General features: G+C 72.0%; 27 protein-coding genes. 11 read left to right on the top strand and 16 right to left on the bottom strand.

Going from position 1 to position 26,279, the window contains the following annotated elements:
* Window positions 1–21 precede the first annotated feature (21 nt).
* On the top strand, window positions 22–906 hold the full coding sequence (locus ACIGXO_RS24385; RefSeq protein ID WP_399790526.1) for a L,D-transpeptidase family protein: 885 nt from the start codon (window positions 22–24) through the stop codon (window positions 904–906).
* 181 nt (window positions 907–1,087) lie between these two features.
* On the opposite strand, the gene ACIGXO_RS24380 is transcribed toward ACIGXO_RS24385, so the two are convergent.
* The 6 genes from ACIGXO_RS24380 to ACIGXO_RS24355 form a co-directional block, all read right to left on the bottom strand.
* Entirely contained in the window at window positions 1,088–2,188 is a 1,101-nt protein-coding gene (locus tag ACIGXO_RS24380) for a hypothetical protein (RefSeq protein ID WP_399790523.1), read from the bottom strand.
* Window positions 2,188–2,952 carry an RNA polymerase sigma factor gene (locus ACIGXO_RS24375; RefSeq protein WP_399790521.1) on the bottom strand — a complete coding sequence of 255 codons (765 nt, stop codon included), beginning with the start codon at window positions 2,950–2,952 and terminating at the stop codon, window positions 2,188–2,190. The genes ACIGXO_RS24380 and ACIGXO_RS24375 overlap by 1 nt, the downstream gene beginning before the upstream one ends.
* Before the next feature lie 415 nt (window positions 2,953–3,367).
* A complete protein-coding gene (locus ACIGXO_RS24370) occupies window positions 3,368–4,060 on the bottom strand; it encodes a hypothetical protein (RefSeq protein ID WP_399790517.1) in 693 nt (230 codons plus the stop codon).
* An 11-nt stretch (window positions 4,061–4,071) separates the two neighbouring features.
* Window positions 4,072–4,692, bottom strand: coding sequence for an RNA polymerase sigma factor (locus tag ACIGXO_RS24365; protein WP_399790515.1), 621 nt, complete (start codon window positions 4,690–4,692; stop codon window positions 4,072–4,074).
* 204 nt (window positions 4,693–4,896) lie between these two features.
* The gene (locus ACIGXO_RS24360) at window positions 4,897–5,460 is read right to left on the bottom strand and encodes a hypothetical protein (RefSeq protein ID WP_399790512.1); all 564 of its coding nucleotides are present in this window, start codon (window positions 5,458–5,460) and stop codon (window positions 4,897–4,899) included.
* A gap of 160 nt (window positions 5,461–5,620) precedes the next feature.
* Complete coding sequence (locus ACIGXO_RS24355) at window positions 5,621–7,282, bottom strand: glycoside hydrolase family 20 protein (protein WP_399790509.1); 1,662 nt, start codon at window positions 7,280–7,282, stop codon at window positions 5,621–5,623.
* Window positions 7,283–7,535: 253 nt separating this feature from the next.
* On the opposite strand from ACIGXO_RS24355, the gene ACIGXO_RS24350 reads away from it, so the two are divergent.
* The 7 genes from ACIGXO_RS24350 to ACIGXO_RS24320 all read left to right on the top strand — a co-directional run bounded on the left by ACIGXO_RS24350 (window position 7,536) and on the right by ACIGXO_RS24320 (window position 13,343).
* A complete protein-coding gene (locus ACIGXO_RS24350; protein WP_399790659.1) occupies window positions 7,536–8,054 on the top strand; it encodes a 2-oxo-4-hydroxy-4-carboxy-5-ureidoimidazoline decarboxylase in 519 nt (172 codons plus the stop codon).
* A gap of 203 nt (window positions 8,055–8,257) precedes the next feature.
* Window positions 8,258–8,638: a succinate dehydrogenase, cytochrome b556 subunit gene (gene sdhC / locus ACIGXO_RS24345; protein WP_030609578.1), complete on the top strand. Its 381-nt coding sequence runs from the start codon at window positions 8,258–8,260 to the stop codon at window positions 8,636–8,638.
* Between the two features lie 9 nt (window positions 8,639–8,647).
* Window positions 8,648–9,118: a succinate dehydrogenase hydrophobic membrane anchor subunit gene (locus ACIGXO_RS24340; RefSeq protein ID WP_031060017.1), complete on the top strand. Its 471-nt coding sequence runs from the start codon at window positions 8,648–8,650 to the stop codon at window positions 9,116–9,118.
* A gap of 20 nt (window positions 9,119–9,138) precedes the next feature.
* On the top strand, window positions 9,139–10,893 hold the full coding sequence (gene sdhA, locus ACIGXO_RS24335; RefSeq protein ID WP_399790505.1) for a succinate dehydrogenase flavoprotein subunit: 1,755 nt from the start codon (window positions 9,139–9,141) through the stop codon (window positions 10,891–10,893).
* Window positions 10,893–11,669: a succinate dehydrogenase iron-sulfur subunit gene (locus tag ACIGXO_RS24330; RefSeq protein WP_399790502.1), complete on the top strand. Its 777-nt coding sequence runs from the start codon at window positions 10,893–10,895 to the stop codon at window positions 11,667–11,669. Before sdhA ends, ACIGXO_RS24330 begins: the two co-directional genes overlap by 1 nt.
* A 106-nt stretch (window positions 11,670–11,775) precedes the next feature.
* Window positions 11,776–12,588 carry an alpha/beta fold hydrolase gene (locus ACIGXO_RS24325; RefSeq protein WP_399790499.1) on the top strand — a complete coding sequence of 271 codons (813 nt, stop codon included), beginning with the start codon at window positions 11,776–11,778 and terminating at the stop codon, window positions 12,586–12,588.
* Between the two features lie 59 nt (window positions 12,589–12,647).
* The gene (locus ACIGXO_RS24320) at window positions 12,648–13,343 is read left to right on the top strand and encodes a TetR family transcriptional regulator (RefSeq protein WP_399790496.1); all 696 of its coding nucleotides are present in this window, start codon (window positions 12,648–12,650) and stop codon (window positions 13,341–13,343) included.
* Here ACIGXO_RS24320 and ACIGXO_RS24315 read toward each other — a convergent pair.
* The 3 genes from ACIGXO_RS24315 to ACIGXO_RS24305 all read right to left on the bottom strand — a co-directional run bounded on the left by ACIGXO_RS24315 (window position 13,312) and on the right by ACIGXO_RS24305 (window position 15,494).
* Window positions 13,312–13,845 carry an FBP domain-containing protein gene (locus tag ACIGXO_RS24315; RefSeq protein WP_399790494.1) on the bottom strand — a complete coding sequence of 178 codons (534 nt, stop codon included), beginning with the start codon at window positions 13,843–13,845 and terminating at the stop codon, window positions 13,312–13,314. The two genes, ACIGXO_RS24320 and ACIGXO_RS24315, sit on opposite strands and share 32 nt — an antisense overlap.
* 63 nt (window positions 13,846–13,908) lie before the next feature.
* The gene (locus ACIGXO_RS24310; RefSeq protein ID WP_399790491.1) at window positions 13,909–15,225 is read right to left on the bottom strand and encodes a metallophosphoesterase; all 1,317 of its coding nucleotides are present in this window, start codon (window positions 15,223–15,225) and stop codon (window positions 13,909–13,911) included.
* A complete protein-coding gene (locus ACIGXO_RS24305) occupies window positions 15,222–15,494 on the bottom strand; it encodes an SCO4848 family membrane protein (RefSeq protein ID WP_399790489.1) in 273 nt (90 codons plus the stop codon). Before ACIGXO_RS24305 ends, ACIGXO_RS24310 begins: the two co-directional genes overlap by 4 nt.
* Between ACIGXO_RS24305 and ACIGXO_RS24300 the strand changes: the two genes are divergently transcribed.
* Complete coding sequence (locus ACIGXO_RS24300; protein WP_399790486.1) at window positions 15,493–16,875, top strand: D-alanyl-D-alanine carboxypeptidase family protein; 1,383 nt, start codon at window positions 15,493–15,495, stop codon at window positions 16,873–16,875. The two genes, ACIGXO_RS24305 and ACIGXO_RS24300, sit on opposite strands and share 2 nt — an antisense overlap.
* 41 nt (window positions 16,876–16,916) lie before the next feature.
* Here the strand turns inward: ACIGXO_RS24300 and ACIGXO_RS24295 are convergent, their stop codons facing one another.
* The 4 genes from ACIGXO_RS24295 to ACIGXO_RS24280 form a co-directional block, all read right to left on the bottom strand.
* Window positions 16,917–17,828 (bottom strand): YihY/virulence factor BrkB family protein, encoded by a 912-nt coding sequence (locus ACIGXO_RS24295; protein WP_399790483.1) that lies wholly within the window; start codon window positions 17,826–17,828, stop codon window positions 16,917–16,919.
* 99 nt (window positions 17,829–17,927) lie between these two features.
* The gene (locus ACIGXO_RS24290) at window positions 17,928–18,509 is read right to left on the bottom strand and encodes a 2'-5' RNA ligase family protein (protein WP_399790480.1); all 582 of its coding nucleotides are present in this window, start codon (window positions 18,507–18,509) and stop codon (window positions 17,928–17,930) included.
* Window positions 18,510–18,598: 89 nt separating this feature from the next.
* Window positions 18,599–19,612 carry a tryptophan--tRNA ligase gene (trpS, locus tag ACIGXO_RS24285; RefSeq protein WP_399790477.1) on the bottom strand — a complete coding sequence of 338 codons (1,014 nt, stop codon included), beginning with the start codon at window positions 19,610–19,612 and terminating at the stop codon, window positions 18,599–18,601.
* Window positions 19,613–19,753: 141 nt separating this feature from the next.
* Window positions 19,754–20,497 (bottom strand): SDR family oxidoreductase, encoded by a 744-nt coding sequence (locus tag ACIGXO_RS24280; RefSeq protein ID WP_399790474.1) that lies wholly within the window; start codon window positions 20,495–20,497, stop codon window positions 19,754–19,756.
* A gap of 189 nt (window positions 20,498–20,686) precedes the next feature.
* Between ACIGXO_RS24280 and ACIGXO_RS24275 the strand changes: the two genes are divergently transcribed.
* Window positions 20,687–21,409 (top strand): isocitrate lyase/phosphoenolpyruvate mutase family protein, encoded by a 723-nt coding sequence (locus tag ACIGXO_RS24275; RefSeq protein ID WP_399790471.1) that lies wholly within the window; start codon window positions 20,687–20,689, stop codon window positions 21,407–21,409.
* 55 nt (window positions 21,410–21,464) lie between these two features.
* On the opposite strand, the gene ACIGXO_RS24270 is transcribed toward ACIGXO_RS24275, so the two are convergent.
* On the bottom strand, window positions 21,465–22,631 hold the full coding sequence (locus ACIGXO_RS24270) for a trypsin-like serine peptidase (RefSeq protein WP_399790468.1): 1,167 nt from the start codon (window positions 22,629–22,631) through the stop codon (window positions 21,465–21,467).
* Between the two features lie 107 nt (window positions 22,632–22,738).
* On the opposite strand from ACIGXO_RS24270, the gene ACIGXO_RS24265 reads away from it, so the two are divergent.
* Window positions 22,739–23,278, top strand: coding sequence for a GNAT family N-acetyltransferase (locus ACIGXO_RS24265; RefSeq protein WP_399790465.1), 540 nt, complete (start codon window positions 22,739–22,741; stop codon window positions 23,276–23,278).
* A gap of 33 nt (window positions 23,279–23,311) precedes the next feature.
* Here ACIGXO_RS24265 and ACIGXO_RS24260 read toward each other — a convergent pair whose 3' ends face one another.
* Together ACIGXO_RS24260 and ACIGXO_RS24255 are read right to left on the bottom strand one after the other, a co-directional pair.
* Window positions 23,312–24,304 (bottom strand): ABC transporter substrate-binding protein, encoded by a 993-nt coding sequence (locus ACIGXO_RS24260; protein WP_399790463.1) that lies wholly within the window; start codon window positions 24,302–24,304, stop codon window positions 23,312–23,314.
* A gap of 3 nt (window positions 24,305–24,307) precedes the next feature.
* Complete coding sequence (locus ACIGXO_RS24255; protein ID WP_399790656.1) at window positions 24,308–26,236, bottom strand: ABC transporter permease subunit; 1,929 nt, start codon at window positions 26,234–26,236, stop codon at window positions 24,308–24,310.
* Window positions 26,237–26,279 lie beyond the last annotated feature (43 nt).

The following is a 26,279-nucleotide window of genomic DNA, read 5'->3' as shown; positions in this document are numbered from 1 at the left end:
GTGAGACCACAGGGGTGGGATATGCGTCGCAGGCGTCACAGGCGCGACAGGCGTCACAGCAGCACGTTCCGCGCGCTGGCCGGCACGCTGGCGCTGACCGCCGCACTGTCGGTGACGACCGGCTGCAAGGAGATGCGGATACGGGTCGAGGACGGCAGCGGCAAGGGCGCCGGGCACGCCGCGCCGGCGCCGAGCGCCTCCCTCCCGGCGACCCCGGCCGCGCCCTCGTCCCACGCGCCCGCGCCCAAGCCGCCGAAGCCGACGCACGCCGCCCCGAAGCCGGTGCTCGCGCCCGGGGACCGCAGCGGGCGCGTACGTGAACTGCAGGCGCGGCTGCGCCAGTTGAAGCACTTCGACCGGAATCCGACCGGGTACTACGGCTCGGTCACGGCCGCCGCCGTCACGGCCTTCCAGCGGGCCCAGGGCCTCCCCCGGACCGGCAGCGCGGACGCGGCGACGCTCAGCGCCCTCCGCGTGCGGACGCAGCCCCCGACGCGCGACGAGCTGTACCCGCCGACCACCCGCCCGGTGGCGGCGCCCGACCCGCGATGCCTGACGGGCCGGGTGATCTGTATCAGCAAGAAGAGTGACACGCTGGCCTGGATGGTTGACGGCAAGGTCGTCTCGGCGATGGACGTGCGCTTCGGCTCGCAGTACACCCCCACCCGCGAGGGCGCCTTCGGCATCACGTTCAAGAGCCGCCACCACGTCTCGACGATCTACGACACGCCCATGCCGTACGCGATGTTCTTCAGTGGCGGCCAGGCGATCCACTACAGCAGTGACTTCGCCGCCCGCGGCTACTCCGGCGCCTCCCACGGCTGCGTCAACGTCCGCGACAAGAAGAAGATCGCCGCGCTGTTCCAGCAGGTGAAGCCGGGGACGAAGGTCGTCATATACAGGTAGGCGGCGGGCGCAAAAAAAGGGGCGCGAGCGGGGCCGGGGGAACGTGCCCCGCTCGCGCCGAACGCGCGGTGCCGTAGGTACGGGGGGAACCCCGGCTCCCGCGCAGCCGATGACCAGTCGGCTTCAGTACGTACAGCGTCACGGGCTCCAAAAACGTCACACCGGATGGTCAGGAGGGATGTCAGCCGACCGGGGACGGTGTGGTCGAGGAGGTCGGCGCGGTGGTGGCCGGAGCGGTCGTGGGGCTCGGGGAAGCGGTCGGGGTGGTCGCTGAGCGGCTTTCGTCGTCAGACGTCTTGCTGTCGTCGCCCGACTTGTCGCCGTCGGAGTCGCTGCCGCCGGACGTGGTGCCGTCCGAGGAGTCGCCGTCCGAGCCGGTGGAACCGGAGCCGCCCGTCAGGCCGGAGTCGGGGGTGGGGGCGGAGTCGCCCACGCCGTCCGTGACGCCGTCCTTCTGGAGGTACTGCTTGCAGAAGGTGTGGAGTTTTTCCGCGCCGCCCATGGTGCGTTCCAGGCGCCGGCGCTCCGTGGCCGAGGTGCGGCCCGCTTCGTAGTCGCGGCAGAGGCCCAGTACCGCCGTGCGGCGCTTCGCCTTGTCGGTATTCAGACCGCCGCCGGGGGTGAGCTGCGGCAGCGGGGCCTTCGAGGCGCCGTCCGCGCCCTCGCGCCCGGGCGTCCGCGTGCCGCCCGGTCCCCCGGGGGACGCGGGCGTGGCGGGCGACGAGGAGCCCCGGCTCGCGTCGGGGGAGCCGGCGGCGCCGTCCGAGGCGTCCGCTTCGGCGTCCTCGCTCTCCAGGATGCTGGGGGTGACGGCCGCCGTGGCGCTCGGGGCCGGATCGGCGCCGCCGTGAAAGGGAGTGGGGAGGACACCCGTGCCCGCGGCCACCGCGACGCCGCCGAGCGCGCAGCCGGCGAGGGCGACGGCGAGACCGCGCCGGAAGGGGCGGCCGAGGCGAGAGCGTTCAGCGGTGCGGGACGCGCCGCCGCCGGACACGGACCGCACCACGGGTATGCCGTCCTCCGCGGTGGCCCGCGCCGCGCCGCCCGCCGAGGCAGTGTCGCGCGTAGACCTCCCCGACGAAACCTGGCGGAACGCGGCGACCGCCGCCTCCTCACCGGGCAGCGGGACGTCCGCCGAGGGGCGCGCGCCGGTCACGGCCGCAGCGCTCAGCAGGTCGTTCAGTTCGTCCGCGCCGAAGCCGCCGCCGGCATCGACCCGTTCGCCGCGCAGCAAATTCTCCGCGGCGTTCTTGTCGAGCCAGCTGTACCGGTCGTCGGCCATCACATGTCCTTCTGCGTCCGTGCGGCCGTTTCCGTCACACCCGGGACGTACGATTCCGTTCCTCCGGTCCGGCACCCGCGGCTCTGGAAGGGCACCCCTCCCACGGGCCCACCGGCCGGCCTGCTCCCTGGTACAGGACGGTCCGGAAGTCCTTCCGGTTGCTCCGGCGCGGCTCCGTCACGGGGGGCCGGGTCGTCGTCGCGGTCGGTGATCAGCTCGGCGAGCCGGCGCAGCCCGCGGTGGGCGGCCGTACGGACCGCGCCCGGGCGCTTGCCGAGCACCCCGGCCGCGCTCTTGGCGTCCAGCCCGACGACCACGCGCAGCACGACCGCCTCGGCCTGGTCCTGCGGAAGCTGGGAGATCAGCCGGAACGCGCGTCCCGTACCGAGCGACTCCAGGGCCTCGTCGACCGTGTCGGACGGGCCCGGCTTCTCGGTGAGCTCGCTCTCGTCGCCGCCGATGGCCGGGCGGCGGCCGCGCATACGGATGTGGTCCAGCGCGCGGTTCCTCGCGATGCGGGCCGCCCAGCCGCGGAACCGGTCGGCGTCGCCGCTGAAGCGGGCGAGGTCCCGGGTGATCTGCAGCCAGGCTTCGGAGGCGACGTCCTCTGCGTCCGCTTCGCCCACCAAGGTCCGTACATATCCCAGAAGACGGGGATGTACGGCCCGGTAGACGGTACGGAAGGCCGTCTCGTCGCCGTCCTGTGCCGCCTGTACGGCGACCGTCAACCGGCTGTCGTCCGGCTGAGTGTCGTCCCCTTGCACGGGTCCATCCTGTCGCACGCGAAGCATCCGCTGCCCGGTCGTTGCTGCCTACGTCTGCTGCCGGCGTCCGGCTACCGCAGGTAAAGGAACTGCTTCTGGCGCCGACGGTATCCCGTGGTGCCCCCTACGCCGAAGTAAGTACGCCTGGTGCCCGCCCAAGGGGCCCGCAGGCCCGCCGCAGGACGCGTGGCAAGCGCACCGACCGGCGCGGACCTGCACGTTACGGGCATTGGCCGCCCTGCGTCCAGAGTCGCCGGGATGTGGTCGTCCGTACGGCGAGTGACGCCACTGTGACGCTTTCGGGGTCGTTGACGCTGTAGGGAATGAGGGCCCGGTGCGGCCCTCCCGCGAACGACGGCCGGGGCCTCTCCTGTGGGGGGTGGCGGCCCCGGCCGTCCCCCTTCTTCTTTTTTTCTTAGTTCTTCGCCTTGTGCGGGGGCTTCGGCGCCTTCTGCCCCTGGTCCCGGCTCTTCCCCTGCCGGGGCTCGAGGGGCTTTTCGTTTTCCTGGTGTGCCTTCGGGGGCTTCGGGGTCTTCGGGGACCTCGAGGGCTTCTCCGGCTTCGGCTGCGGCTTCTGCCCCTGTCCCTGCTTGTGCTTCTGCCCCGGCTTCGGCTTCGGCTTCGGCGTCGGCTCGTCGTGATGGTCGTGCGTCCCCGGCGCTCCGGTCTCCGGAGTGGTTTCCGGCGAGGGCTTCGGCGGGCGGATGAGCGGGACCGTGGGCCGCGCCGGCAGGGCCGGGCGGCCGGACGGGGGTACGGCGTGGCCGGGCGCGGTGCGAGAGGGGCCCGGGCGCTCCGGGGCGTTGCCGAACGTACCGATCGAGGCCACCGCCACCCCGCCCAGCAGCACCGACGCCAGCAGCGTGCCGAGCGCGGCGCGTACCGGCCGCCCGGTGAACCACGGGCGCCGGGGGCTCACCGCCGCGGCTGCCCGGGTATCCCGGGCGTCCCGGGCGGCGCGGAACGCCGCGACCGCCCGCTCCTCCCCTTCCGGGGTGGCGGCCGAGCCGGCGCGTACCGCGGCGCCGAGCCGTTCGGCCAGCCCGGAGAGGCCGCCCGTGTCGTCTTCTCCGGACGCCGCACCGGCGTTCCTGGAACCGCCGCCCATGCGTGGCTTCCTCACCTTCGCCTCGTGTCCTTCGTCCCGCTTCGTTCTTCCCCGTTCCGCCGCACGCCCAGCTCGTCCGCCAGCCGCTGCAGCCCGCGGTGGGCCGACGTGCGGACGGCGCCGGGCCGCTTGCCCAGGACGCGGGCGGCGGCCGGGCCGTCGAGGCCGACCACGACGCGCAGCAGGACGGCCTCGCCCTGGTCGCGCGGGAGGCCCGCGATCAGGGCCAGCACCCGTTCGGTCGAGAGCGTCTCCAGGGCCTGCTCGGAGGTGCTGTGCGGGCCCGGGAGCTCGACCAGGTCCGGCTCGAACGCGGCAGCGCGCGGCCGTACCTTCTGCCGGCGCAGCAGGTCCAGCGCCCGGTGCCGGGCGATGGTCGCGGTCCAGCCGCGGAAGCCCGCGCCGTCGCCACTGAACCGCCCGAGGTCGCGGGCGATCTCCAGCCACGCCTCGGCCGCCACGTCCTCGGCCTCGTCGCCGACGAGGCCGCGCAGATAGCCCAGCAGCCCCGGCTGCACCAGGCGGTACGCGGCCGCGAAGGCGGTCTCGTCCCCCTGCTGCGCCCGTGTCACCGCCGCGCCCAGCTCCCCGTCGCGCGCCTGCACCCGACGGAGTTCCCCTCCCCCGCCCAACCCCGTTGTCCTCTTCTCGGCAGATCCGCACCGGCCGCGGCGGCGCGGCACGGATCAGGGCACCTGTGCCTCCACAGTCATCAGCGTCCGAACGGACGGAAATGTCACAGTGAGCGGAAAGGGCACAGTTCAGCGGCCGCGCGGCCCGGGGCCGTGCGGCTGGGGGGAGAAGGTCGTGACCTGCCCGGGGTCCTGCTCGGGGGCCTAGGCCGCGCCGCGTGCCTGGCGCGAGACCACCGCGCGCAGTACGCGGCGGCCCTCGGCGGAGATCTCCACCGCCTGCCGCAGGCCCGCGGCGCCGTGCCCGGCCAGCAGCTCCAGGATCGTCGTCTGGCGCCGGAGCTCGGCCTCGACCAGCGGGGTCGTGCCGTCCGTGCGGCCCTCGCGGCGGTCCGCGAGGGTGTGCGGGCCCTCGTACGGCTTGCCGGGGTGGTCCAGCAGGTGGTGCACATGGAGCGCCGCGCTGGAGCAGTCGTCGGCCCAGGCGCGGAGCGCCTCCTCGTCGGAGTCGTCGGCAGGCGCGGTGTCGAGCATCCGGCGGGTCAGTACGGCCGACTCGGCGGCGTCCGCCGGGCCCGGCGGCAGCACGGCGCGTACCGCGGCGAGTTCGGCGCCCCACTCGGCGCCGTCCGCCGGCAGGCTCGCCCACAGCGGGCGCAGCGCGTCGTCGTCCGCGCCGAGCAGCGGCAGGCAGCGGTCCAGGCAGGCGAGGCCGCTCGCCGCCAGCCCGCGCGCATCGGCCCGCGCGAGCAGTTCCACCAGGCTCATGACGTACGCCTTCCCTCCGCACCCGGCACTTGCTTGTCGGGCAGTACTGCGTGCCGGGGCGTGGGAACGTCACAGCGGACCGGGAGGAACCGGAACGAAAGCGCGTGTCCGGTCTTTTCACCCGCGCGTCCGGGCTTTTCAGCGCGCGGGCGCCACCGTCTCAGCGCGCGGGCGCCACCGTCGCCGCGCGGGACGTGAAGTCCTTCCAGGACAGCGACGGCTTGCGCGGGTCCCAGACCTTCTGGGAGAGCGCGGCGAGCGGCAGCCGGATGCCGCGGGCGACCTGGTCGGTGGTCTGGGACTGGGCGAGGTCGCACCAGACGCCGAAGCGGGCGCCGGGGACGCGGTCGGGGCCCGCGAGCGAGGCCGGGACCGGCTTGGTGCCGCGCAGCACGGCCGGGGTCCACTCCTTGTAGATCCGCTCGCCGGTCGGGTAGGTGAAGTCGTTCGGCTGGCCGAGGACGTAGTAGAGGTACTCGTCGTTGATGTTGACGACCTTCCGGCCCTCCTTCAGGAACCCGGCCGGGTCGTTCGCGCCGATCTCCTTGCCGGTCCAGTACGCCACCGTGCGGTCCTTGTCGGGGGTGACCACCTTGGAGTCGTGGAAGCCGTCGTTCCATGCCTCGACGTGCCGCACGCCCGCCTTGCGCAGGGTCTTCTCGCGGTCGTTGAGCCAGCCGGTCGTCAGGTCCTGGACGGTGGCGTTGGCGCCGTACTTCTTGGTGGCGGCGCGCGCGAGCTGCGGGTAGGTGGCGCCCGGCGACTTCACGGTCAGGGCGCGGTACTCGTCGCCGCCGAGGTGCCAGCGCGGCCCGGGCACGCCCTCCTCGGCGAACAGCTCGGCGTACTCGCGCAGCAGGTCGTCGACGATCCGCGCGGCCTTGGGCTGCGAGATGTCGATCGCGCCGCGCTGGGAGGTGCCCGCGGCGCTGCGCAGCTGGAGCTCGGGGTGCTTGTCGATCACCGCGCCGAGGTGGCCCGGCGAGTCGATCTCGGGGATGACGGTGATGTGCAGCTCGCGGGCGAGCTTCACCAGGTGGCGGACCTGCGCCTTGGTCAGGTGGTCCGTCGACACGATCTCCGGGTGACTGGAGCTCTCGATGCGGAACGCCTGGTCGTCGGAGAAGTGCAGCTGGAGCTGGTTGAGCTTGAGGTCGGCCATCTCGCGGACGCGCTTCTCCAGCCAGTCCGCGCTGAAGTGCTTGCGCGCGGTGTCGACGAGCAGGCCGCGCTGGGCCCGGTCGGGGCGGTCCTGGATCGTCCCTTCGGGGACACCGCCGGAGGCCCGTACGGACTGCACGACCGTACGGGTGGCGTTGAAGATCCCGGTGTCGGTGGGCGCGGACAGGGCGAGGCGGGTGTCGCGGGCGGTGAGCGTGTACGCCTCGTCGGCGGTGCTCGCGGGGGCCGCGTTGTTCTCCTCCGCGGCCTTGCCCTTGCCGGAGAGGGTCAGCTCGACGTCACCGGGGCGCGCGTCGTCCTTCCAGGACAGCTTCAGGCCGCCCAGGTCGGCGGCGAGCCGGCGGGCCTCGTCGGCGAGCGGGCTGTCCTGCCCGGCGGGGACGACGACGCGGGCGTTCTTCGAGACGCGCCAGCCGGTGCCGTCGGCCGCCTTGAAGCCGCGGACGGCGGGGATCGTGCGCGGGGGTCCCTTGACCGCGGCCCAGCGGGGCGTGGGCGCTGCGGAGGACGCGGCGGACGTGGGCGACTTGGAATCCTGGTTTCCGGTACCGCTGCCGCCGTGCTGCGCGGAGCCCTCCGAGCAGCCGGTGATGGTCAGGGCCGAGGCGGCCAGGGCCACCCATGCCGTCAACTTCCTCATCTACGCAAACCTCCCTTTCCAGGGCGAAGTATGGCTAGCTGGAAGAACGTCCCGTCCACTACGCGCGCGAAAGCTCTCTCATCCGGGTGAAATTCGTGCATCCGTCGGACAGAGGTCGACATACGTCGTTACGGTGACGACTCATTCGCCCTCACCCCCAGAAGACTCTTTGGTGCCCGAGGAGACCACGCTGACCAGCGAGCCCCCGGCCGGCCCGCCGGCCACGCTGCACGCTCCCCGCCCCGGCCTACCCTTGCAGACGTGCCGGCCGCGGCGGACGCTGCCCGACGGCGCGTCCGGACTCGACCGCTTCAATTCGGCCACCGCCGGCGCCGCCGAGGCCGCGCTGCTGGCCTGCTGCGGCAGCCGCCGCTGGGCCCGCCGGATCGCCGCGCACCGCCCGTACCCCGACCTGGAAGCGCTGCTGGCGGCCGCCGACGAGGCCAGCTACGACCTCAGCCCGGGCGATCTCACCGAGGCGCTCGCCGAGGAGTCGCTCTCCCCGCAGCCGCTCGCGGGCGCCCGCGGCCGCGGCACCCTCGCGGCGCACACCGCACTGCGCGCCGCGCACGCCGAGTACGAGCGCCGCTTCCGGCACGCCTTCGTGATCTGCCTGGACGGGCTGCGCGAGGAGGAGCTGCTGGACCGCGTGCTGAGCGGCATCAGGGACCGGCTGGGACACGAGCCGGACGAGGAGCGCGCGGTCGCCGCCGAGGAGCTGCGCCGGACCGCGCGGGGGCGCCTCGCCCACCTTGCGGGCGAAAGTCCGTGATTGGTCGCCGATTACCCTTTTCCTCCCTGTCCGTTAGCCCGTTCGATCGCCCGTCCGTGCTTGTTTGATCACACCTGAGGACCCCGGCGGGAGGAACCGACAAGTCGTCGCTACGATGGCCAGGGCCGGTGGACCGTACCCGGCCGGGCCAGACCGACAGTGAAGCCGGCAGGCCCCAGTCCCCGCTCCCGGAGGGTTTTTCCGTGCCGGCTGGAACGCTGTATCGCGGCCGGGAAGGTATGTGGTCCTGGGTGGCTCATCGAGTCACCGGCGTCCTCATTTTCTTCTTCCTGTTCGTGCACGTGCTCGACACCGCTCTCGTTCGCGTCTCTCCCGAGGCTTATGACGACGTCGTCGCCACGTACAAGACGCCCCTCGTCAACGTGATGGAGTACGGCCTCGTGGCCGCCATCCTCTTCCACGCGCTCAACGGCCTGCGCGTCGTGGCCGTGGACTTCTGGTCCAAGGGCACGAAGTACCAGAAGCAGCTGCTGTGGACCGTTGTCGGTGTCTGGCTTGTCCTGATGGCCGGCGCCTTCTACCCCGTGCTGCAGCACACCCTGCGCACGCTGTTCGGGAGCTGATGAAGCGCGATGTCCTCTGCTGAGACGACTCCTGTGAACGACTCCGTGTCCCTGTACGACGTGGACAATCCGGCTCCCGTCATCGAGCCGCCCCGCGCCCGTACCAAGAAGACCCCGCGGTCGACCCGGACCAACTTCGAGCTGTACGGCTGGCTGTTCATGCGGCTGTCCGGCATCGTGCTGGTCGTCCTGGTCCTCGGCCACCTGCTCCTCCAGCTGGTGCTGGACGGCGGCGTGAGCAAGATCGGCTTCGCCTTCGTGGCCGGTCGCTGGGCCTCGCCGTTCTGGCAGGCATGGGACCTGATCATGCTGTGGCTGGCGATGCTGCACGGCGCCAACGGCCTGCGTACGGTCATCAACGACTACGCGCAGCGGGACAACACCCGCTTCTGGCTGAAGATGCTGCTGTACGCCGCCACGGTGTTCACCGTCCTTCTGGGCACGCTGGTGATCTTCACCTTCGACCCGAACATCCGCTAACGCCGGGGCTGACTGGAACAATGAAGATCCACAAGTACGACACCGTCATCGTCGGCGCGGGTGGCGCCGGTATGCGCGCGGCCATCGAGTCGACCAAGCGCAGCCGCACCGCCGTCCTGACGAAGCTCTACCCCACCCGCTCCCACACCGGCGCGGCGCAGGGCGGCATGGCCGCGGCGCTCGCGAACGTCGAGGAAGACAACTGGGAGTGGCACACCTTCGACACGATCAAGGGCGGCGACTACCTGGTCGACCAGGACGCCGCCGAGATCCTCGCGAAGGAGGCCATCGACTCGGTCCTGGACCTCGAGAAGATGGGCCTGCCGTTCAACCGCACCCCGAACGGCACGATCGACCAGCGCCGCTTCGGCGGCCACTCCCGTAACCACGGTGAGGCCCCGGTCCGCCGGTCCTGCTACGCCTCGGACCGCACCGGCCACATGATCCTCCAGACGCTGTACCAGAACTGCGTCAAGGAGGGCGTGGAGTTCTTCAACGAGTTCTACGTCCTGGACCTGCTGCTCAACGAGGTCGACGGGGTCAAGAAGTCCGCCGGTGTCGTCGCCTACGAGCTGGCGACCGGCGAGATCCACGTCTTCCAGGCGAAGTCGATCATCTTCGCGTCCGGCGGCACCGGCAAGTTCTTCAAGGTGACCTCCAACGCGCACACCCTGACCGGTGACGGCCAGGCCGCCGCCTGGCGCCGCGGGCTGCCGCTGGAGGACATGGAGTTCTTCCAGTTCCACCCGACCGGCATCTGGCGGATGGGCATCCTGCTGACGGAGGGCGCCCGTGGTGAGGGCGGCATCCTCCGCAACAAGGACGGCGAGCGCTTCATGGAGAAGTACGCGCCGGTCATGAAGGACCTCGCCTCGCGTGACGTCGTCTCGCGCTCCATCTACACGGAGATCCGTGAGGGCCGCGGCTGCGGTCCCGAGGGCGACCACGTCTACCTCGACCTCACGCACCTGCCGCCGGAGCAGCTGGACGCCAAGCTGCCCGACATCACCGAGTTCGCGCGGACCTACCTCGGCATCGAGCCCTACACGGACCCGATCCCGATCCAGCCGACCGCGCACTACGCCATGGGCGGCATCCCGACCAACGTCGAGGGCGAGGTGCTGGCCGACAACACCACCGTCGTGCCGGGCCTGTACGCCGCCGGCGAGGTCGCCTGTGTCTCCGTGCACGGCGCCAACCGCCTCGGCACGAACTCGCTGCTGGACATCAACGTGTTCGGCCGCCGCGCGGGCATCGCCGCCGCGGAGTACGCGCACAAGAGCGACTTCGTCGAGCTGCCCGAGGACCCGGCCAAGCAGGTCCAGGAGCAGGTCGAGCGGCTGCGCAACTCCAACGGCACGGAGAGCGTGACCAAGCTCCGTACCGAGCTGCAGGAGTGCATGGACGCCAACGTGATGGTGTTCCGCACCGAGCAGACGATCAAGAGCGCGGTCGAGAAGATCGGCGAGCTGCGCGAGCGGTACCTGAACGTGTCCGTCCAGGACAAGGGCAAGCGCTTCAACACCGACCTGCTGGAGGCCATCGAGCTGGGCAACCTGCTCGACCTGGCCGAGGTCATGGCGGTCTCCGCGCTGGCTCGCAAGGAGTCCCGCGGCGGTCACTACCGCGAGGACTACCCGAACCGCGACGACGTCAACTTCATGCGGCACACCATGGCGTACCGCGAGGTCGGCGCAGACGGCAAGGAGTCGATCCGCCTCGACTACAAGCCGGTCGTCCAGACCCGCTACCAGCCGATGGAGCGTAAGTACTGATGAGCACCCCCACGCTTGACAAGCACTCGGACGCGCTGGACGCGGCCGAGAGCAGCGCACTCCAGAAGATCACCGTCACCTTCCGCATCCGCCGGTTCAACCCGGAGGTCTCGGACGAGGCGAAGTGGCAGGACTTCCAGCTGGAGCTGGACCCGAAGGAGCGCGTGCTCGACGGGCTGCACAAGATCAAGTGGGAGCAGGACGGCACCCTGACCTTCCGCCGGTCCTGCGCGCACGGCATCTGCGGCTCCGACGCCATGCGGATCAACGGCAAGAACCGGCTGGCCTGCAAGACGCTGATCAAGGACATCAACCCTGAGAAGCCGATCACGGTCGAGGCCATCAAGGGCCTGACGGTCCTGAAGGACCTCGTCGTGGACATGGAGCCGTTCTTCCAGGCGTACCGCGACGTGATGCCCTTCCTGATCACGAAGGACACCAACGAGCCGACCCGCGAGCGCCTGCAGTCCGCCGAGGACCGCGAGCGCTTCGACGACACCACCAAGTGCATCCTGTGCGCCGCGTGCACGACCTCGTGCCCGGTGTTCTGGAACGACGGCCAGTACTTCGGCCCGGCGGCGATCGTCAACGCGCACCGCTTCATCTTCGACTCGCGTGACGAGGCGGGCGAGCAGCGCCTGGAGATCCTGAACGACAAGGACGGCGTCTGGCGCTGCCGTACGACCTTCAACTGCACGGACGCCTGCCCGCGCGGTATCGAGGTCACGAAGGCGATCCAGGAGGTCAAGCGCGCGCTCATCACGCGGCGTTTCTGACCTCGGCCTGAGAGCCTGAGCCTGCGCAGGGCCCTTGTCCGGTTTTCGTACCGGGCAGGGGCCCTTCGCGTAGGTACGCCCGGCGTGCCGGGGAATGCTCAGTCGTATGAGGAACGACACCACCCCCCTTTCTCCGCACCGGCCCCTGCCTCCGCTCTCCGCCACTGTCACCGGTTCCGGCCCGGGCATCGTCCTCGCCCACGGCGCCACCGGCAGCATCGACGAGAACTACGCCCGCCTCTTACCGGCGCTCGCCGCCGGCCACACCGTCGTCGCCCCCGACTACCCCGGCTCGGGCCGCACTCCGCGCGCGGCCGGGCCGCTCACCCTGGACGGCCTCACCGACGCGGTCGTCGACGGCGCGCTCGCCGCCGGGCTGGAGACCTTCACCCTGGTCGGGTACTCGCTCGGCACGGCCGTCGCGGTGCGCACAGCGACCCGTTACCCGCAGCACGTCAGCGGCCTCGTGCTGACCGCCGGGCTGGCCGTCCCGGACCGCCGCACCGACCTCTGGCTCGCGCTCTGGCAGCGCCTGCTGGCGCAGGACGACTACACGGCCCTGGCGCTGGCCCGCACGCTCAGCGGCTGGTCCCCCGGCCGCCTCCGGGACCTGCCGCACGCCGACCTGGACGCGCTGCTGGACCCCTGCCCGGAGCTGGTGCCCGACGGCTCGGCGGACCAGGCGGCGCTCGTACGGTCCCTGGACGTCCGCGCCGACCTGCCGGGGATCACGGTCCCGACGCTCGTCATCGCCACCCTCCACGACCAGCTGGTCGACCCCGCGCACTCCCGCTACCTGGCCGAGCACATACCGGGCGCGCAGTACGCCGAACTCGCCGCGGGCCACGTGCCGATGCACGAGTGCCCCGAGGAGTGGGAGCGGCTGATCACCGGCTTCCTCGCCGCGCACGGCCTCTAGAAGCGCCCGACGGGCCCCTGCGGTCCCCCGCGTCCCGGCCGCTCGCTTAGGGTCGGGGCGTGGACGACGCGAAGCAGGCATCCCGGGGAGAGCAGACGCGGGCGCTGATCCTGGCCACCGCGATGCGGCTCTTCGAGGAGCGCGGTTACGACCGGACGACGATGCGGGCCATCGCCCAGGAGGCGGGCGTCTCCACCGGTAACGCGTACTACTACTTCGCCTCCAAGGAACACCTGGTGCAGGGGTTCTACGACCGGATCGCGGCGGAGCACGCGGCGGCGGCCCGCGCGGTGCTCGCCACCGAGACGGAGCTTGCCGCGCGGATCCGCGGGGTGCTGCTGGCGTGGCTGGACGTGGCGGCGCCGTACCACCGGTTCGCCACCCAGTTCTTCAAGAACGCCGCCGACCCGGACAGCCCGCTCAGCCCCTTCTCCGAGGCGTCCCGTGGCCCCCGCGAGGCCGCCGTCGCGCTGCACCGCGAGGTGCTCGCGGGCGCGGGCGTGAAGGCCGCGCCGGAGCTGGCGGAGCAGCTCCCGCGGCTGCTGTGGCTGCACCAGATGGGTCTGGTGCTGTTCTGGGTGTACGACCGGTCGCCGGACTGCGCGCGCAGCCGCGCGCTGGCCGCCCGTACGGCGCCCCTCATCTCCCGCGCGATCGCCGCGTCCCGCTACCGCGTCCTGCGCCCGCTGGTCCGCGAACTGACCGGTCTGCTGGAGGACTTCCTCACGCCGTCCGGCGCGCGGCCCCCTCGGTGAGCCTGCCGTCGGTGACCTTGTCGAGGAAGGCGTCCAGATTGGCGGTCATCCGGGCGACCTTCTCCTCGACGCTGAGCTGCTCCTCGTAGCGCGCGGCGAGATCGGGCCGCTTCTTGCCCCGTACGTACAGCGAGCAGGCCAGGTCGGCACAGACGTACGCGCCGACGGTGTTGCCCTGGCGGCCCGCCGCGCCGGCCCGGGGCGCGGCGAGGAGGCTGACGCCCGAACCGCCGTGCCCGGTCAGGCAGAAGGAGCAGACCGTGGTCTTGGTGAAGGTGCGGCGGACGTTCGTGGGGCGGCGCAGCGTGACGCCGAGCGGGCCGTCCGCGCGCGGTACGACGAGGTAGGCCCGGTCGGGCGCCTGCGGGTCCCGCCAGCCGAGGAAGTCCAGGTCGGGCCAGGGCAGTTCGGCGAGCCCGGCGGGGAGGTTCAGCCGACGTGCCTCGCCCTTCGAACAGTTCACGAAGGAGGCGCGGATGTCGGGTTCTGCCAGTGGGTCCATGGTTCCGGAAGCTAACAGGCGGTACGGACGGACGTCGCCCGATTTTTCCGCTGCCCGCGCAGATCATGCCTGCCGGGAGGCCAGCTGGACGACCGTGACGTCCGGTGGGGCGCCGACGCGGACCGGCGGGCCCCAGGCGCCCGCGCCGCGGCTGACGTAGAGCTGGGTGTCGCCGTAGCGGTCCAGGCCCGCGACGGTGGGGTTGGCGGCCGCGGCGACGAGGTTGCCGGGCCACAGCTGGCCGCCGTGAGTGTGTCCGGAGAGCTGGAGATCGACGTGGTGCCGGACCGCCTCGTGGATCATGACCGGCTGGTGGGCGAGGAGGACGACGGCGCGGGACGGGTCGCGGTCGCCCAGGGCGCGGTCGTAGTCGGGGCCGTCGGCATAGTTCTCGCCGGAGATGTCGTTGACGCCGGCCAGGTCGAATCCGGACAGCTCCGTGCGGGCGTTCTCCAACGGGTGGACGCCCAGTTCGCGTACGTGGTCGACCCACTGCTGAACGCCGGAGAAGTACTCGTGGTTGCCGGTGACGAAGTACGCGCCGTGCCGGGCGGTCAGCCCGCGCAGCGGCTCGGCGGCCGGGCCCAGGTCCGCCACGCTGCCGTCGACCAGGTCGCCGACGATCGCGATCAGGTCGGGGTTCGCGCGGTTGACGGTGTCCACGACCCGCTGGGTGTGCGCGCGGCCCAGTACCGGGCCTAGGTGGATGTCGCTGACGACGGCGATACGGAAGCCGTGCGCGGCGCGCGGCAGCTTGGCGAGGGGCACCGTCACCCGCTTCAGGCGGGGCCCGCTGAGCACGCTGTAGGTGCCGTACCCGACGGTCGCGGCGGCGGCCGCAGCGGCCCCGACCGCCACCGAGCGGGCGACGAAGAGGCGCCGGGAGGGGGCGGTGGGGGCAGCGGCGGGGGCAGCGGCGGGGGGCTCGCTCGCGACGGGCGCGTCGCCGCCCGCGCCCACGCCCGTGCCCGTGCCCGCATCCACATCCCCGTCCGCGCCCCCGTCCGCGCCCGCGGGGACCGGCTCCGGCTCGCGTATCCGCTCCGGTACCGGTTCCGGCACCGTCTCGCGCGCCGGGACCCGCAGCCACACCGCGCGGACCACCTCGCCCGCCAGCAGGGCGAGGGTCAGGTAGAGCACCAGCGCGAGCCACAGATAGCCCGGCCAGGCGAAGAACTGCTGGAGGGGGAACGGGGCGCCCGCGCGGGGCGCGACGAAGGCGCCGAGGATCAGCAGCGGCAGCACGACGGCGAGCACGGTGCCGGCCCGGCGCGGGCCGCTGCCGGGAGAGGTCGTGTCGCGGACCAGGCGGCGCCAGAGGTACCAGTGGACCGCGCCGAGCAGCGCGAAGATCGCCCCGATGGCCAGAAAGAAGATCACGTTCCGGACTTCTCGCTCACCGGGGCCGCGGTCTCGCGCCGCAGGGCCCGCACCCCACGGAACCCGATCACTCCGATTGCCGTCCCCAAGAGAAAGGACGTCACGGCGAGCGCCAGATGCACCCAGAAATAGGCAGTCGGGTCACCTGCGTCATCGAAGGCGAGACCACTTCCGTCCTTGACCAGATTCTTGACGAAAGTGATCCAGATGAACCAGCTCCAGACCCCGAAGGCGAGCAGGAACCAGGAGACGGGGCGCGAGAGCTTCATGCCTTCCAGTATGAGCGGCGGGCCCGTAGGAGCTGCGTCAGGGGCCGCACCGTACGGGGTGGCGGCGGCCGCGCCGGACACGCCGGGTACGTTCACCGTCGTGCCGACGATCACGCCCTCCCCCGCCCCGTCCCCCGCCCGCCGCCGCGCCGCCCGTACGACCGCGGCCGCCGCCCTGGTGTGCGCCGCGCTGACCGCGCCGCTGGCCGTGGCCGCGCCCGCGTACGCCGACGACGCGAAGCCGACGAAGTCCAAGGCGCCCGAGCCGCCCGCCGCGATGTCCGCCGTCGGCGGCGACCTGCTGGCGAAGCCCGGTACGCAGGTCCGGCTCAAGGACGGCGCCCCGAAGCTGCCCAAGGGCCTCTCCGCGCGCTCCTGGATCGTCTCCGACCCGGAGTCCGGGGACGTGCTCGCCGCGCACAACGCACACTGGCCGCTGCCGCCCGCCTCCACGCTGAAGATGCTCTTCGCCGACACCCTGCTGCCGAAGTTCCCCAAGACCGAGCAGCACAAGGTCGAGCCGGAGGACCTGGCGGGCATGGGCGAGGGCAGCAGCCTGGTGGGCATAAAAGAGCACCAGACCTACTCCGTGCACGACCTGTGGCTGGGCGTCTTCCTTCGCTCGGGCAACGACGCGGTGCACACGCTGGCCGCGATGAACCACGGCGTCGAGCAGACCGTCCGCGACATGCAGGCACACGCGGACGAGCTGAACGCGCACGACACGCACGTCGTCACCCCGGACGGCTATGACGCGAAGGGGCAGGTCTCCAGCGCGTACGACCTGAGCCTGTTCGCCCGCTCGGGGCTGCAGAACGCGGACTTCCGGGAGTACTGCTCGACGGCGACCGCGCAGTTCCCGGGCGAGGCGAAGAAGGGCAAGAAGCGCCCGACCTTCGGCATCCAGAACACCAACCGGCTGCTGACCGGCGCGTTCGGCATGAAGCCGTACAAGGGCATCGCGGGTGTGAAGAACGGCAACACCACGAACGCGGGCTCGACCTTCACCGGCGTCGCGCAGCGCGGCGACAAGGTCCTCCTGGTCACGGTCATGAACCCGGCCAAGAAGGACCTGAACGAGGTCTACAAGGAGACCGCCGCGCTGTTCGACTGGGGGTTCGCGGCCCGGGACAAGGTCGAGCCGGTGGGGCGGCTGGTCGGCCCGAAGAGCGAGGAGGGCGACGCCGGCAAGCACAGCGCCGGCAAGCCGCACGGCAAGAGCGCGGCGCACCTGGCCGCCACGGAGGGTGACCACACCAGGGGCGGTGCGTGGACCGCGCTGGGGATCGCGGGCGGCGCGCTGGCCGTCCTCGGCGCCGTGGCCTTCGCAGTGCACCGCCGCTGGCCGCTGCCGGAGCTGGTACGGCGCCGCGGCCGCTGAGGCCGCGGCCGCCTGAGAACCTGGCGGGGGCCGGGGAGGCGTTACGCGGCGTCCTCCGCGGCCCCGCCGGACGGCGCCGCTTCGGGCACCTCCACCGGCTCGTCGGCCGGCTCCTGGGTGGCCGTCCAGGCCGCGCAGAAGACCAGCAGCTTCGCGGTGAAGTTGATCCACAGCAGCAGCGCGATCGGGGTGCCGAACGCGCCGTACATGCTCTTCGCCGCGACGCCCTGCAGATAGCCGCTGAGCGCGTACTTCAGTACCTCGAAGCCGACCGCCCCGATCAGTGCCGCGACGGCCACGGCGCGCCGCGGCGGCTCCGCGCCGGGCAGCTGGGTCAGGACGTACGCGAGCAGCAGGAAGTCGGCGAGCACGGCGATCAGGAACCCCGCCAGCGTCAGCAGGACACGGCCCGCGCCGTGCTCGGGGATGCCGATGGCCTGCGCCACCCGGCCCACCGCCGACGAGGCGAACGCCGAGCAGGCCAGCGAGACCACCGCCACCCCGCCCAGGCCCAGCAGCAGTGCGCCGTCCCTGGCCTTGACCACGAAGAAGTTGCCCTCCTCGTCGTCGGTCTCCCACACCGCGCGCAGGCAGTCCCGCAGCGACTGGACCCAGCCCACGCCGGTGAAGAGCAGCGCGGCGCCGGCGATCACCCCGACCGTGCCCGCGTTGTCCACCAGCGCCCCCACGTCCAGCTGCGCCGCGATGCCCGGCACCTGCTCGGTGAGCTGGTGCTGGAACTGGCGCAGCTGCGCATCGGTGAGCGTCGCGGCGCCGAGCGCCGCCGAGACCGTGAGCAGCGGGAAGAGCGCCACGAAGCTGGTGAAGGTGAGGGCGGCCGCCAGCCGGGTCCAGTGCACGCGGTCCATCCGCTGGTACGCCCGCCACAGGTGGGTGCGCATCAGCCACACCACCCCGGGGCCGATCAGCGGCAGCCTGGTCAGCCACTCCATGAGCCGCGGGTACCCCTTCCCGAGCCGTTGTCCCCCATCTGGCGGAACACTAGCCTCCGGATGACCGCGTACGGCGCAGACGCGCCAGGGCGCGGCGGGTCACCGGGAAGGGGCCGGCGGCCGGGTGAGGTCGGCCTGCCGCGGCACGCCGCCGACCGGTCCGCCAAAAGGGTATTCGCGCTCCAGCCGCCACACCCCGTCCGCGCCCTGCTGGTACAGCGCGAAGCCGCCTATGGTCCAGGCGGCCTCGAAGTCCGCGAGCTCGCGCTGGGCCCGGTCCATCGCCTCCTCGGACGTGCCGTGCGCGACGGTGACGTGCGGGTGGTACGGAAACTGAAGTTCCCGGGCGCACGGGCCGGACGCGGCGCGGATGCGCTCCTGCAGCGCCGTGCAGCCCGCCTTGCCGTCGACGAGCTTGACGAAGACGACGGGCGAGAGCGGCCGGAAGGTGTCGGTGCCCTTCAGACGCAGCGTGAAGGGCGTGAAGGCCGCCGCGACCTCGGCGAGGTACTCCTCGATCCGGGGCAGGTCCGCCGGATCGGCCTCGGTGGGCGGGAGGAGGGTGACGTGGGTGGGGATGGCGTGCGCGGCCGGGTCCCCGAAGCGCGCGCGCTGCTCCTGGAGGAAGCGGCCGTACGGCTCCGGGACCGCGATCGAAACGCCGAGCGTTACGGTCCCCACTGCGTTCTCCTCCCTGAAACGGATGGTGTCCCCGGATGCCAGTGTGCCGGGTGCGCCGCCGTTACGGCGAGCGCGTCCCGGCGGGCGGCTCAGTGCTTGGCGGGCAGGAAGCCGATCCGGTCGTACGTCTTGGCCAGCGTCTCGGCGGACACCGCGCGGGCCTTCTCGGCACCCTTGGCCAGGATCGAGTCCAGCGTCTCCGGGTCGTCCAGGTATTCCTTCGTACGGTCCCGGAAGGGTGTGACGAAGTCGACCATCACCTCGGCGAGGTCGGTCTTGAGCGCGCCGTACATCTTGCCCTCGTAGTCCTTCTCCAGCTGCGGGATGTCCGTGCCGGTGAGGGTGGAGAGGATGGTCAGGAGGTTCGACACGCCCGGCTTGGCCTCGCGGTCGAAGCGGATCACCGTGTCCGTGTCGGTCACCGCGCTCTTGATCTTCTTGGCCGTGACCTTGGGCTCGTCGAGCAGGTCGATGATGCCCTTCGGCGAGGACGCCGACTTGCTCATCTTGATCAGCGGGTCCTGAAGATCCTGGATCTTCGCGGTCTCCTTCACGATGTACGGGTTCGGGATCGTGAAGGTGTCACCGAAGCGCTGGTTGAAGCGGTCCGCGAGGTCGCGGGTCAGCTCCAGGTGCTGGCGCTGGTCCTCGCCGACCGGGACCTGGTCGGCCTGGTACAGCAGGATGTCCGCGACCATCAGCACGGGGTACGTGAAGAGGCCGACCGTCGTACGGTCCTGGCCCTGCTTTGCCGACTTGTCCTTGAACTGGGTCATGCGGGACGCCTCACCGAAGCCGGTGATGCAGTTCAGCACCCAGGCGAGCTGCGCGTGCTCGGGGACGTGGCTCTGGACGAAGAGGGTGCAGCGCTCCGGGTCCAGCCCGGCCGCGAGCAGCTGGGCGGCGGCCACGCGGGTGTTCGCGCGCAGCTCCTTCGGGTCCTGCGGCACGGTGATCGCGTGCTGGTCCACGACCATGTAGAAGGCGTCGTGGGACTCCTGGAGGGCTACCCACTGGCGGACGGCGCCGAGGTAGTTGCCGAGGTGGAAGGAGCCGGCGGTGGGCTGGATACCGGAGAGCACACGCGGACGATCGAGAGCCATGACACTCATTCTCTCAGGTCCCCGGGGCGTCCTGGCCGCCGGTGGGAATACCGGCAGGTACGGGGCGGACGCCCCGCTTCCGGTAACGGAGCGCGCGCCGTCCGTACCCGCGCGTGCGGCGGCCGTGACGGAGCGTGCGGCTCACCGTCCGCCGGCCACCCGCAGGACCGTGCCCGTGGTGTACGAGGCGTCCGGGGAGAGCAGCCAGGTGATCGCGGCGGCGATCTCGTCGGGCTCGCCGGCGCGGCCGAGGGGGATGCCGGGGGCCGCCTGTGCCGCGCGGTCCGGCGCGCCCATGGCGGCGTGCATGTCGGTGTCGGTGATCCCTGGGGCCACGGCGTTGACGCGGATGCCGTCGGGGCCGAGTTCCTTGGCGAGCCCGACGGTCAGCGCGTCGAGGGCCGCCTTCGAGGCGGCGTAGTGGACGTAGTCGCCGGGGCTGCCGAGGGTGGCAGCCGCCGAGGAGACGTTGACGATGGCCCCGGTCCGGCGCGGGGCCATGACCTGCGCCGCACGACGGCAGCAGAGCAGGGCGCCGAGGACGTTGACGTCCAGGACGCGGCGGAGCACGGCGGTGTCGGCGTCGGCGAGCCTGCCGAGCGGCCCGGTCACGCCCGCGTTGTTCACCAGCCCGGTGACCGGCCCGAGCCGGTCGGCCGCCGCGTCGAACAGCCGGTTCACGTCGGCCTCTTCGACGGTGTCGGCCCGGACGACGACGCAGCGGGCCCCGGCGGCGCGTACCGCCTCGGCGGTCCGCTCGGCGGCCCCGGCGTCCTGGACGTAGGACAGTGCCAGGTCGTGGCCCGCGGCGGCCAGCCGCACGCAGGTGGCGGCGCCGATGCCGCGGCTGCCGCCGGTGACGAGGGTGACGGGGCGCGCGGTCATGGTGAACTCCTCGGCGGACGGCGGGTGGTGGGCCGGCCGGGGGCGTATTCCCCGGCCAAGGTCGGGAAGGACCCTACCCAGGAGCCAGGAGCGTCGTAGCGTCGGGCTCATGACGATGAACACGACGGCCGGCGGCGACGCCGGCATGTGCCCGCCCCGGCTGTGCTGCGCTGACCCCGGAGTCCTCACATGACCGCCGCGGCGCTGCGCGCCCTGCACCTGAACCGCGCGCCGGAGGACCCGCTCGTCCTGCCCGGCCCCTGGGACGCGGCGAGCGCGCGGGTCTTCGCGGAAGCCGGGTTCGAGGCGCTGGCCACCCCGAGCGCGGGCATCGGCGAGTCGCTGGGGTACGGGGACGGGCACACCCCGCCGGACGAGATGTTCGCGGCGATCGCCCGGATCACCCGGGCCGTCGACGTGCCGGTCACCGCGGACGTGGAGGCCGGGTACGGCCTGCCCGCCAAGGAGCTGGTCGAACGGCTGCTGGACGCGGGCGCGGTGGGCTGCAACCTGGAGGACTCGGACGCGGCGACCGGCACCCTGCGCGATCCGGAGGAGCAGGCCGAGTGGCTGGCCGAGGTGCGGGCCGTCGCCGGGGACGCGCTGGTGATCAACGCCCGCGTCGACACGTTTCTGCGCGGGGAGACCGGGGCCGCGCCGGCCGTGGCGCGCGGCCGGCGGTACGTCGCCGCGGGCGCCGACTGCGTGTACCCGATCCTCGCGCCGCCGGAGCTGCTGGCCGAGCTGGCGGCGGGCATCGGCGCGCCGGTCAACGCGATCGCGCTGCCGGGCGGCCCGTCACCGCGCGCGCTGGGCACCGCCGGCGCCTCCCGCGTCACCTTCGGCGGCGGGCTGCAGCGCCGGGCCATGGAGACGCTGCGCGAGGTGGCGGCGGAGCTGCGGACGGGCTGACAGCACGGCGGGCGGCGGTACGCGTGTGCCGCGTACCGCCGCCCGCACTACGCCGTCACTGCCCCGCGTACTTCTTGCTGATCGCGTCGAAGACGCCCTTCGCCTCGGCGCCGAGGTGCGGCCCCGCCAGCCAGGTGTGGTCCAGCGAGCCGATGGAGCTGTTGGAGACCAGGGAGAGCTCGCCGTTGTGGTTCGCGAGCCAGCCGCCGCCCGAGGTGCCGCCGGTCATGCTGCAGCCGATCCAGTGCATGGCGGGGGTGCCCTGAGCCATCGTCAGCCGCACGGGCCGGTCGAGGCAGTTCATCATCTTCGCGCCGTCGTACGGGGGCGCCGCCGGGTAGCCGATCGCCTTCGTGGCGCCGAGGCCGGTCACGCCGCTGCCCGAGGGCGCGCCGAACCAGACCGGCAGGGAGGCGCCGACGGTCTCCTCCAGCGACTTGCCGCCGCCGTTCTCCGGCTTCACGTGCAGCACGGCGAAGTCGTAGGCGGACGCGGCGTTGCCGCTGTGGCCGCCGCCGTCGATCCACTGCGAGGAGGTCTGCGACCAGTCCGCCCACCAGGTGCCGTACGGGGTGACGTTCTGCTGCGAGGAGGCGGAGACCTGGTCCGCGGACAGCCCGTTGTCGTTGTACGAGGGCACGAAGACGATGTTGCGCATCCAGCCGCCGTTCCGGCCGGAGTGCACGCAGTGGCCCGCGGTCCACACCAGGTTGGACTTGCCCGGGTTGGCCGGGTCGGTGACGACGGTGCCGGAGCAGACCATCGGGCCGTCGGGGCTGTCGAAGAAAATCTTCCCGATGGGCGCCATGTGCTGGTGGTACGGGCGCTCGACCTGCTGCGCGGTCACCGGGCGGGGCTCGGGGTCGGTGGCGCCCGAGTCACCGGAGCCGGCGGTCTGCACGGTCACCGCGGGGGCGTCCTCGGCCTTGGCCATCCGGGACGGCTTCCACAGGTCCTTGATGACCGGGTTGGCGAACTCGGACGCCTTCCGGGCCCAGGTCTCCTTGTCCCAGTCCTTCCAGCCGCCCTGTTCCCACTTCTTCAGCGAATCGAGGTCCTTGGGCAGGCCGTTGGGAAGCTTGATCCCGTCCGGCTTCCCGCCGGCCTCCGCCGCGCCGTTCTGGCCCGCCGCCTTGGTGTCCTCGGGCCCGCAGGCGGTGGCGGTGACGAGCAACGCGGCGACCGCCACGGCTGCTGCTGCGGCACGGCGTATGGATGGCATGGGTCCTGCTCCCCCTGATAACTGCTGTGTTGTTGTCATGACCCCATTCAGGGGCGGGCCCCTACTATGCCGGTAAGCAGGGGTTGACGCGCGAGTAGGGGGCTGTGATGCACGTCTTACTGGAGACGGAAAGGCTGCGTTTGCGCGCTTTCACCGGGGCGGACCTGGACAATCTGCGTGAGTTGCACGGGGACCCCGAAGTCATGCGATTCCTGGACAGGGGTCACCCGGCGCCCGAGCTGCTCGCCGGCCGCTATGCGCACCCCGCCGCTTTCGGATACTGGGCCGCGGAGGAAAGGACCACCGCGGCATTTCTCGGCTGGTTCGAATTCCGGCCCGTGCGGGACGGCCGCACGGACGAGGTGGAGCTGGGTTACCGGCTCCGGCGCGCCGCCTGGGGAAAGGGGTACGCCACGGAGGGCGCCCGGGCACTGGTCCACAGGGGCTTCACTGAGCTGGGCGTGGCGCGGGTGGTCGCCACGACGATGGCGGTGAATGCCGGGTCCCGGCGGGTGCTGGAGAAATGCGGGCTGCGGTATGTCCGTACGTTCCATGAAGAATGGGCCGATCCGCTGCCGGGGGCCGAGCACGGGGATGTCGCATACGCGCTGACCGCCGCGGAATGGCGGCGGCCGGGCACCCCCTGAGGGATGCCCGGCCGCGTCGCCACCCGACGGGTGTTACTTCTTCGGGAGCCACTTCTGCCAGACGTCCGGGTTCTTCTTCACCCAGCGCGCGGCCGCTTCGTCAGCGGGCATGTGCTGGGAGGCGATGAGCTCCGAGACGTAATTCTGGTCCTTGGTGGTCCACTTGAAATTCTTCAGGAACTTCGCGGCGGAGCTGTTGCCCTTGGCGAAGTCGGCGTTGAAGAACTTCTGCAGCGGCGTCGTCGGATAGGCGCAGTCGATCGACTCCGGGTCCTTCTCGCCCTTCGCCGCGCACTTGTCGGTGTACTTCGGAAGCTTGACTTCCTTCAGCGGCAGCTGGTTGAAGAGCCAGTGCGGCGCGTACCAGTACGTCAGGAAGGGCTTCTTCTCCTTGGCGAACTGCTGCATCTGCGTGATCTGGGCCGCCTCGGAGCCGGCGAAGACCACCTCGTAATTCAGCTTGAGGTTCTTCACCAGGGCCTTGTCATTGGTGACATAGGACGGCGAGCCGTCCATCAGCTGGCCCTTGTCGCCGCTCTCGGCGGTCTTCAGCTGGTCGGCGTACTTGTTGAGGTTCTTCCAGTTCAGTACGTCCGGGTGCTTGTCGGCCCAGTACTTGGGGACCCACCAGCCGATGTGGCCGTCCACGCCCAGGTCGCCGCCGGGGACGATGGTCTTCTTGTCGTCGACGTACAGCTTCTCCTGGGTGGGGTGGCCCCAGTCCTCCATGATCGCGTCGACGCGGCCCTGGCTGAGCGCGTCCCAGGCCGGGGTCTCGTCCACCTGCACGGTGTCGACCCGGTAACCCAGCTCGTGCTCCAGCAGGTACTTGGCGACCGCGACGTTGGACTGCGCGCCCACCCACGTCTGCGTGGAGAGGGTCACCGTCTTGGTGCCGGCGGCCGCCGCGAACGGCGACGTCTGCTTGGTCATGTCGGCCTTGCCGCAGCCGCTGAGGGCCAGCAGTACGGCGCCGGTCAGCGCGGCCGCGCCAACGGCCGTGGTGCGCTTGCGAGTGAAGATCATCGCTCAGGCTCCCTTCCCCGCGCGGCGGTCCGTCGGCTGCGTCACCCGGTCGAGCATCAGGCCGAGGCAGACGATGGCGATACCGGCAATCATGCCGAGGCCCAGGTCGCCGGTGGACAGGCCGGTGACGACGTCGTAGCCGAGCGCGCCACCGCCCACCAGGCCGCCGATGATGACGACGGCGAGGACGAGGACGACGCCCTGGTTGACGGCCAGCAGCAGCGCCGGCCTGGCCAGCGGCAGCTGCACCTGGCGCAGCTGCTGCCAGCGGGTGGCGCCGAGCGACTGCGCGGACTCCATGGCGGCCGGGCTGACCTGGCGCAGGCCCTGGGTGGTGATGCGGATGACGGCGGGCAGCGCGTAGACGACGGCTGCCGCGGCGGCCGGGGCGCGGCCCACACCGAACAGCGCGACCACCGGGATCAGGTACACGAACTGCGGCATGGTCTGGCAGACGTCCAGCACCGGCCGCAGGATCTTCTCCATACGGGCGCTGCCGGCCGCGAGCACGCCCACGCCGACGCCGACGACCAGCGTGACGACCAGGGCTGCGAGCACCTGCGAGAGGGTGTTCATGGACGGTACCCAGACGCCCAGCACGCCGATGACGGCGAGCGCGAGCGTGGCGGTCAGCGCGGTGCGCCAGGTGCCGATGACCCAGGCCAGCGCGGCGACGATCAGCAGCGCGCCCCACCAGGGCAGCGCGGTCAGGCCGTCGCGGAGCGGGTTGAGCACGAAGGAGGTGAAGCCCGCGGCCCAGTCGGCGGTGCCGCCGATGACGGGGATACCGGAGTAGAGGTGGTCCACCATCCACTCCTTGAAGTGGTTCACCGGCGGCGCGATGTCGACCACCGAGGCGGTCGGCCAGACCAGCGAGCCGGTGAGCCGGCCCGCGGCGGCGGCGAGCGCGGTCACGACGGCGAGCGCCGGCCAGACGAAGCGGCCGCGCAGCCAGGCCGGGCCGCCGCCCCGACCGTCGCCGAGCCGCTCGCCGGCCTTGGCGGTGGTGCGGTCCATGACGATGGCCAGCAGCACGATCGGGATGGAGGCGGCCAGCGCGGCGCCGACGTCCACGGAGGCCAGCGCCTGGTACACGCGGTCACCGAGACCGGCCGCGCCGATCATCGAGGCGATCACGACCATGGACAGCGCCATCATGATCGTCTGGTTGACGCCGAGCAGCAGTTCCTTGCGGGCCAGCGGCAGCCGGGCGGTCAGCAGCCGCTGCCTGCCGGTGGCGCCGAGCGAGGCGACGGCCTCCAGCACGCCGGCGTCGGCGCCGCGCAGGCCGAGCGCGGTCAGCCGGGCCATCGGCGGGGCCGCGTAGATCACGGTGGCGAGCAGCGCCGCGGGGACGCCGATGCCGAAGACCATGACGAACGGCAGCAGGTACGCGAAGGCCGGCAGCACCTGCATGGTGTCCAGCACCGGCCGCAGCAGCCGGAACATCCGGTCCGAGAGGCCGCCGGCGAGGCCGAGCAGCGCGCCCACGGCGATCGAGACGAGCACCGAGACGACCATCAGCGCGATGGTCTGCATCGTCGGCACCCACATCCCGAGCACGCCGCTGACCAGCAGCGACACCAGGGCGGTCGCGGCGATGCGCAGCCCCGCCACGCGCCAGGCGACCAGGGTGACCAGCGCGGTCACGCCGGTCCAGCCGAGCGCGAGGAGGCAGAGGTAGACGGCGCGTACGGAGACGACCACGCCGTTGGAGAGGTGGCCGAGGAAGTAGACGAAGAACCAGTGCGAATCGCGGTTGTTCACGATCCAGGTGCTGGCGTCGCCGAACGGACCGGAGAGGTCGACGGTCAGCGCGTGCGGCCAGACGCCGCTCGCCCACTTGGCGTTGACGAGGGGGACCAGGACGGCCGCGGCGACGGCGAGGATCAGCAGCTTGCCGAGGGCGCCGTGGCGGAGCGAGGCGGTGATGCGGGACGGGCCCTGGGAGGAGGTGCCCGGTGCGGTCGTGGTG

Source organism: Streptomyces sp. NPDC053542, assembly GCF_044544685.1.
In the GTDB taxonomy this organism is placed as follows: Bacteria; Actinomycetota; Actinomycetes; order Streptomycetales; family Streptomycetaceae; genus Streptomyces.
Note: the sequence above shows the minus strand (reverse complement) of the source record. Positions and strands in the feature narration are given on the sequence as shown.

Coding starts and splice junctions, on each gene's coding strand:
- ACIGXO_RS24385 (WP_399790526.1), top strand. CDS start 22: ATGCGTCGCAGGCGTCACAGGCGCGACAGGCGTCACAGCAGCACGTTC.
- ACIGXO_RS24380 (WP_399790523.1), bottom strand. CDS start 2,188: ATGGCCGACGACCGGTACAGCTGGCTCGACAAGAACGCCGCGGAGAAT.
- ACIGXO_RS24370 (WP_399790517.1), bottom strand. CDS start 4,060: ATGGGCGGCGGTTCCAGGAACGCCGGTGCGGCGTCCGGAGAAGACGAC.
- ACIGXO_RS24360 (WP_399790512.1), bottom strand. CDS start 5,460: ATGAGCCTGGTGGAACTGCTCGCGCGGGCCGATGCGCGCGGGCTGGCG.
- ACIGXO_RS24355 (WP_399790509.1), bottom strand. CDS start 7,282: ATGAGGAAGTTGACGGCATGGGTGGCCCTGGCCGCCTCGGCCCTGACC.
- ACIGXO_RS24340 (WP_031060017.1), top strand. CDS start 8,648: ATGTCCTCTGCTGAGACGACTCCTGTGAACGACTCCGTGTCCCTGTAC.
- sdhA (WP_399790505.1), top strand. CDS start 9,139: ATGAAGATCCACAAGTACGACACCGTCATCGTCGGCGCGGGTGGCGCC.
- ACIGXO_RS24330 (WP_399790502.1), top strand. CDS start 10,893: ATGAGCACCCCCACGCTTGACAAGCACTCGGACGCGCTGGACGCGGCC.
- ACIGXO_RS24325 (WP_399790499.1), top strand. CDS start 11,776: ATGAGGAACGACACCACCCCCCTTTCTCCGCACCGGCCCCTGCCTCCG.
- ACIGXO_RS24315 (WP_399790494.1), bottom strand. CDS start 13,845: ATGGACCCACTGGCAGAACCCGACATCCGCGCCTCCTTCGTGAACTGT.
- ACIGXO_RS24300 (WP_399790486.1), top strand. CDS start 15,493: ATGCCTTCCAGTATGAGCGGCGGGCCCGTAGGAGCTGCGTCAGGGGCC.
- ACIGXO_RS24305 (WP_399790489.1), bottom strand. CDS start 15,494: ATGAAGCTCTCGCGCCCCGTCTCCTGGTTCCTGCTCGCCTTCGGGGTC.
- ACIGXO_RS24295 (WP_399790483.1), bottom strand. CDS start 17,828: ATGGAGTGGCTGACCAGGCTGCCGCTGATCGGCCCCGGGGTGGTGTGG.
- trpS (WP_399790477.1), bottom strand. CDS start 19,612: ATGGCTCTCGATCGTCCGCGTGTGCTCTCCGGTATCCAGCCCACCGCC.
- ACIGXO_RS24280 (WP_399790474.1), bottom strand. CDS start 20,497: ATGACCGCGCGCCCCGTCACCCTCGTCACCGGCGGCAGCCGCGGCATC.
- ACIGXO_RS24275 (WP_399790471.1), top strand. CDS start 20,687: ATGACCGCCGCGGCGCTGCGCGCCCTGCACCTGAACCGCGCGCCGGAG.
- ACIGXO_RS24270 (WP_399790468.1), bottom strand. CDS start 22,631: ATGCCATCCATACGCCGTGCCGCAGCAGCAGCCGTGGCGGTCGCCGCG.
- ACIGXO_RS24265 (WP_399790465.1), top strand. CDS start 22,739: ATGCACGTCTTACTGGAGACGGAAAGGCTGCGTTTGCGCGCTTTCACC.
- ACIGXO_RS24260 (WP_399790463.1), bottom strand. CDS start 24,304: ATGATCTTCACTCGCAAGCGCACCACGGCCGTTGGCGCGGCCGCGCTG.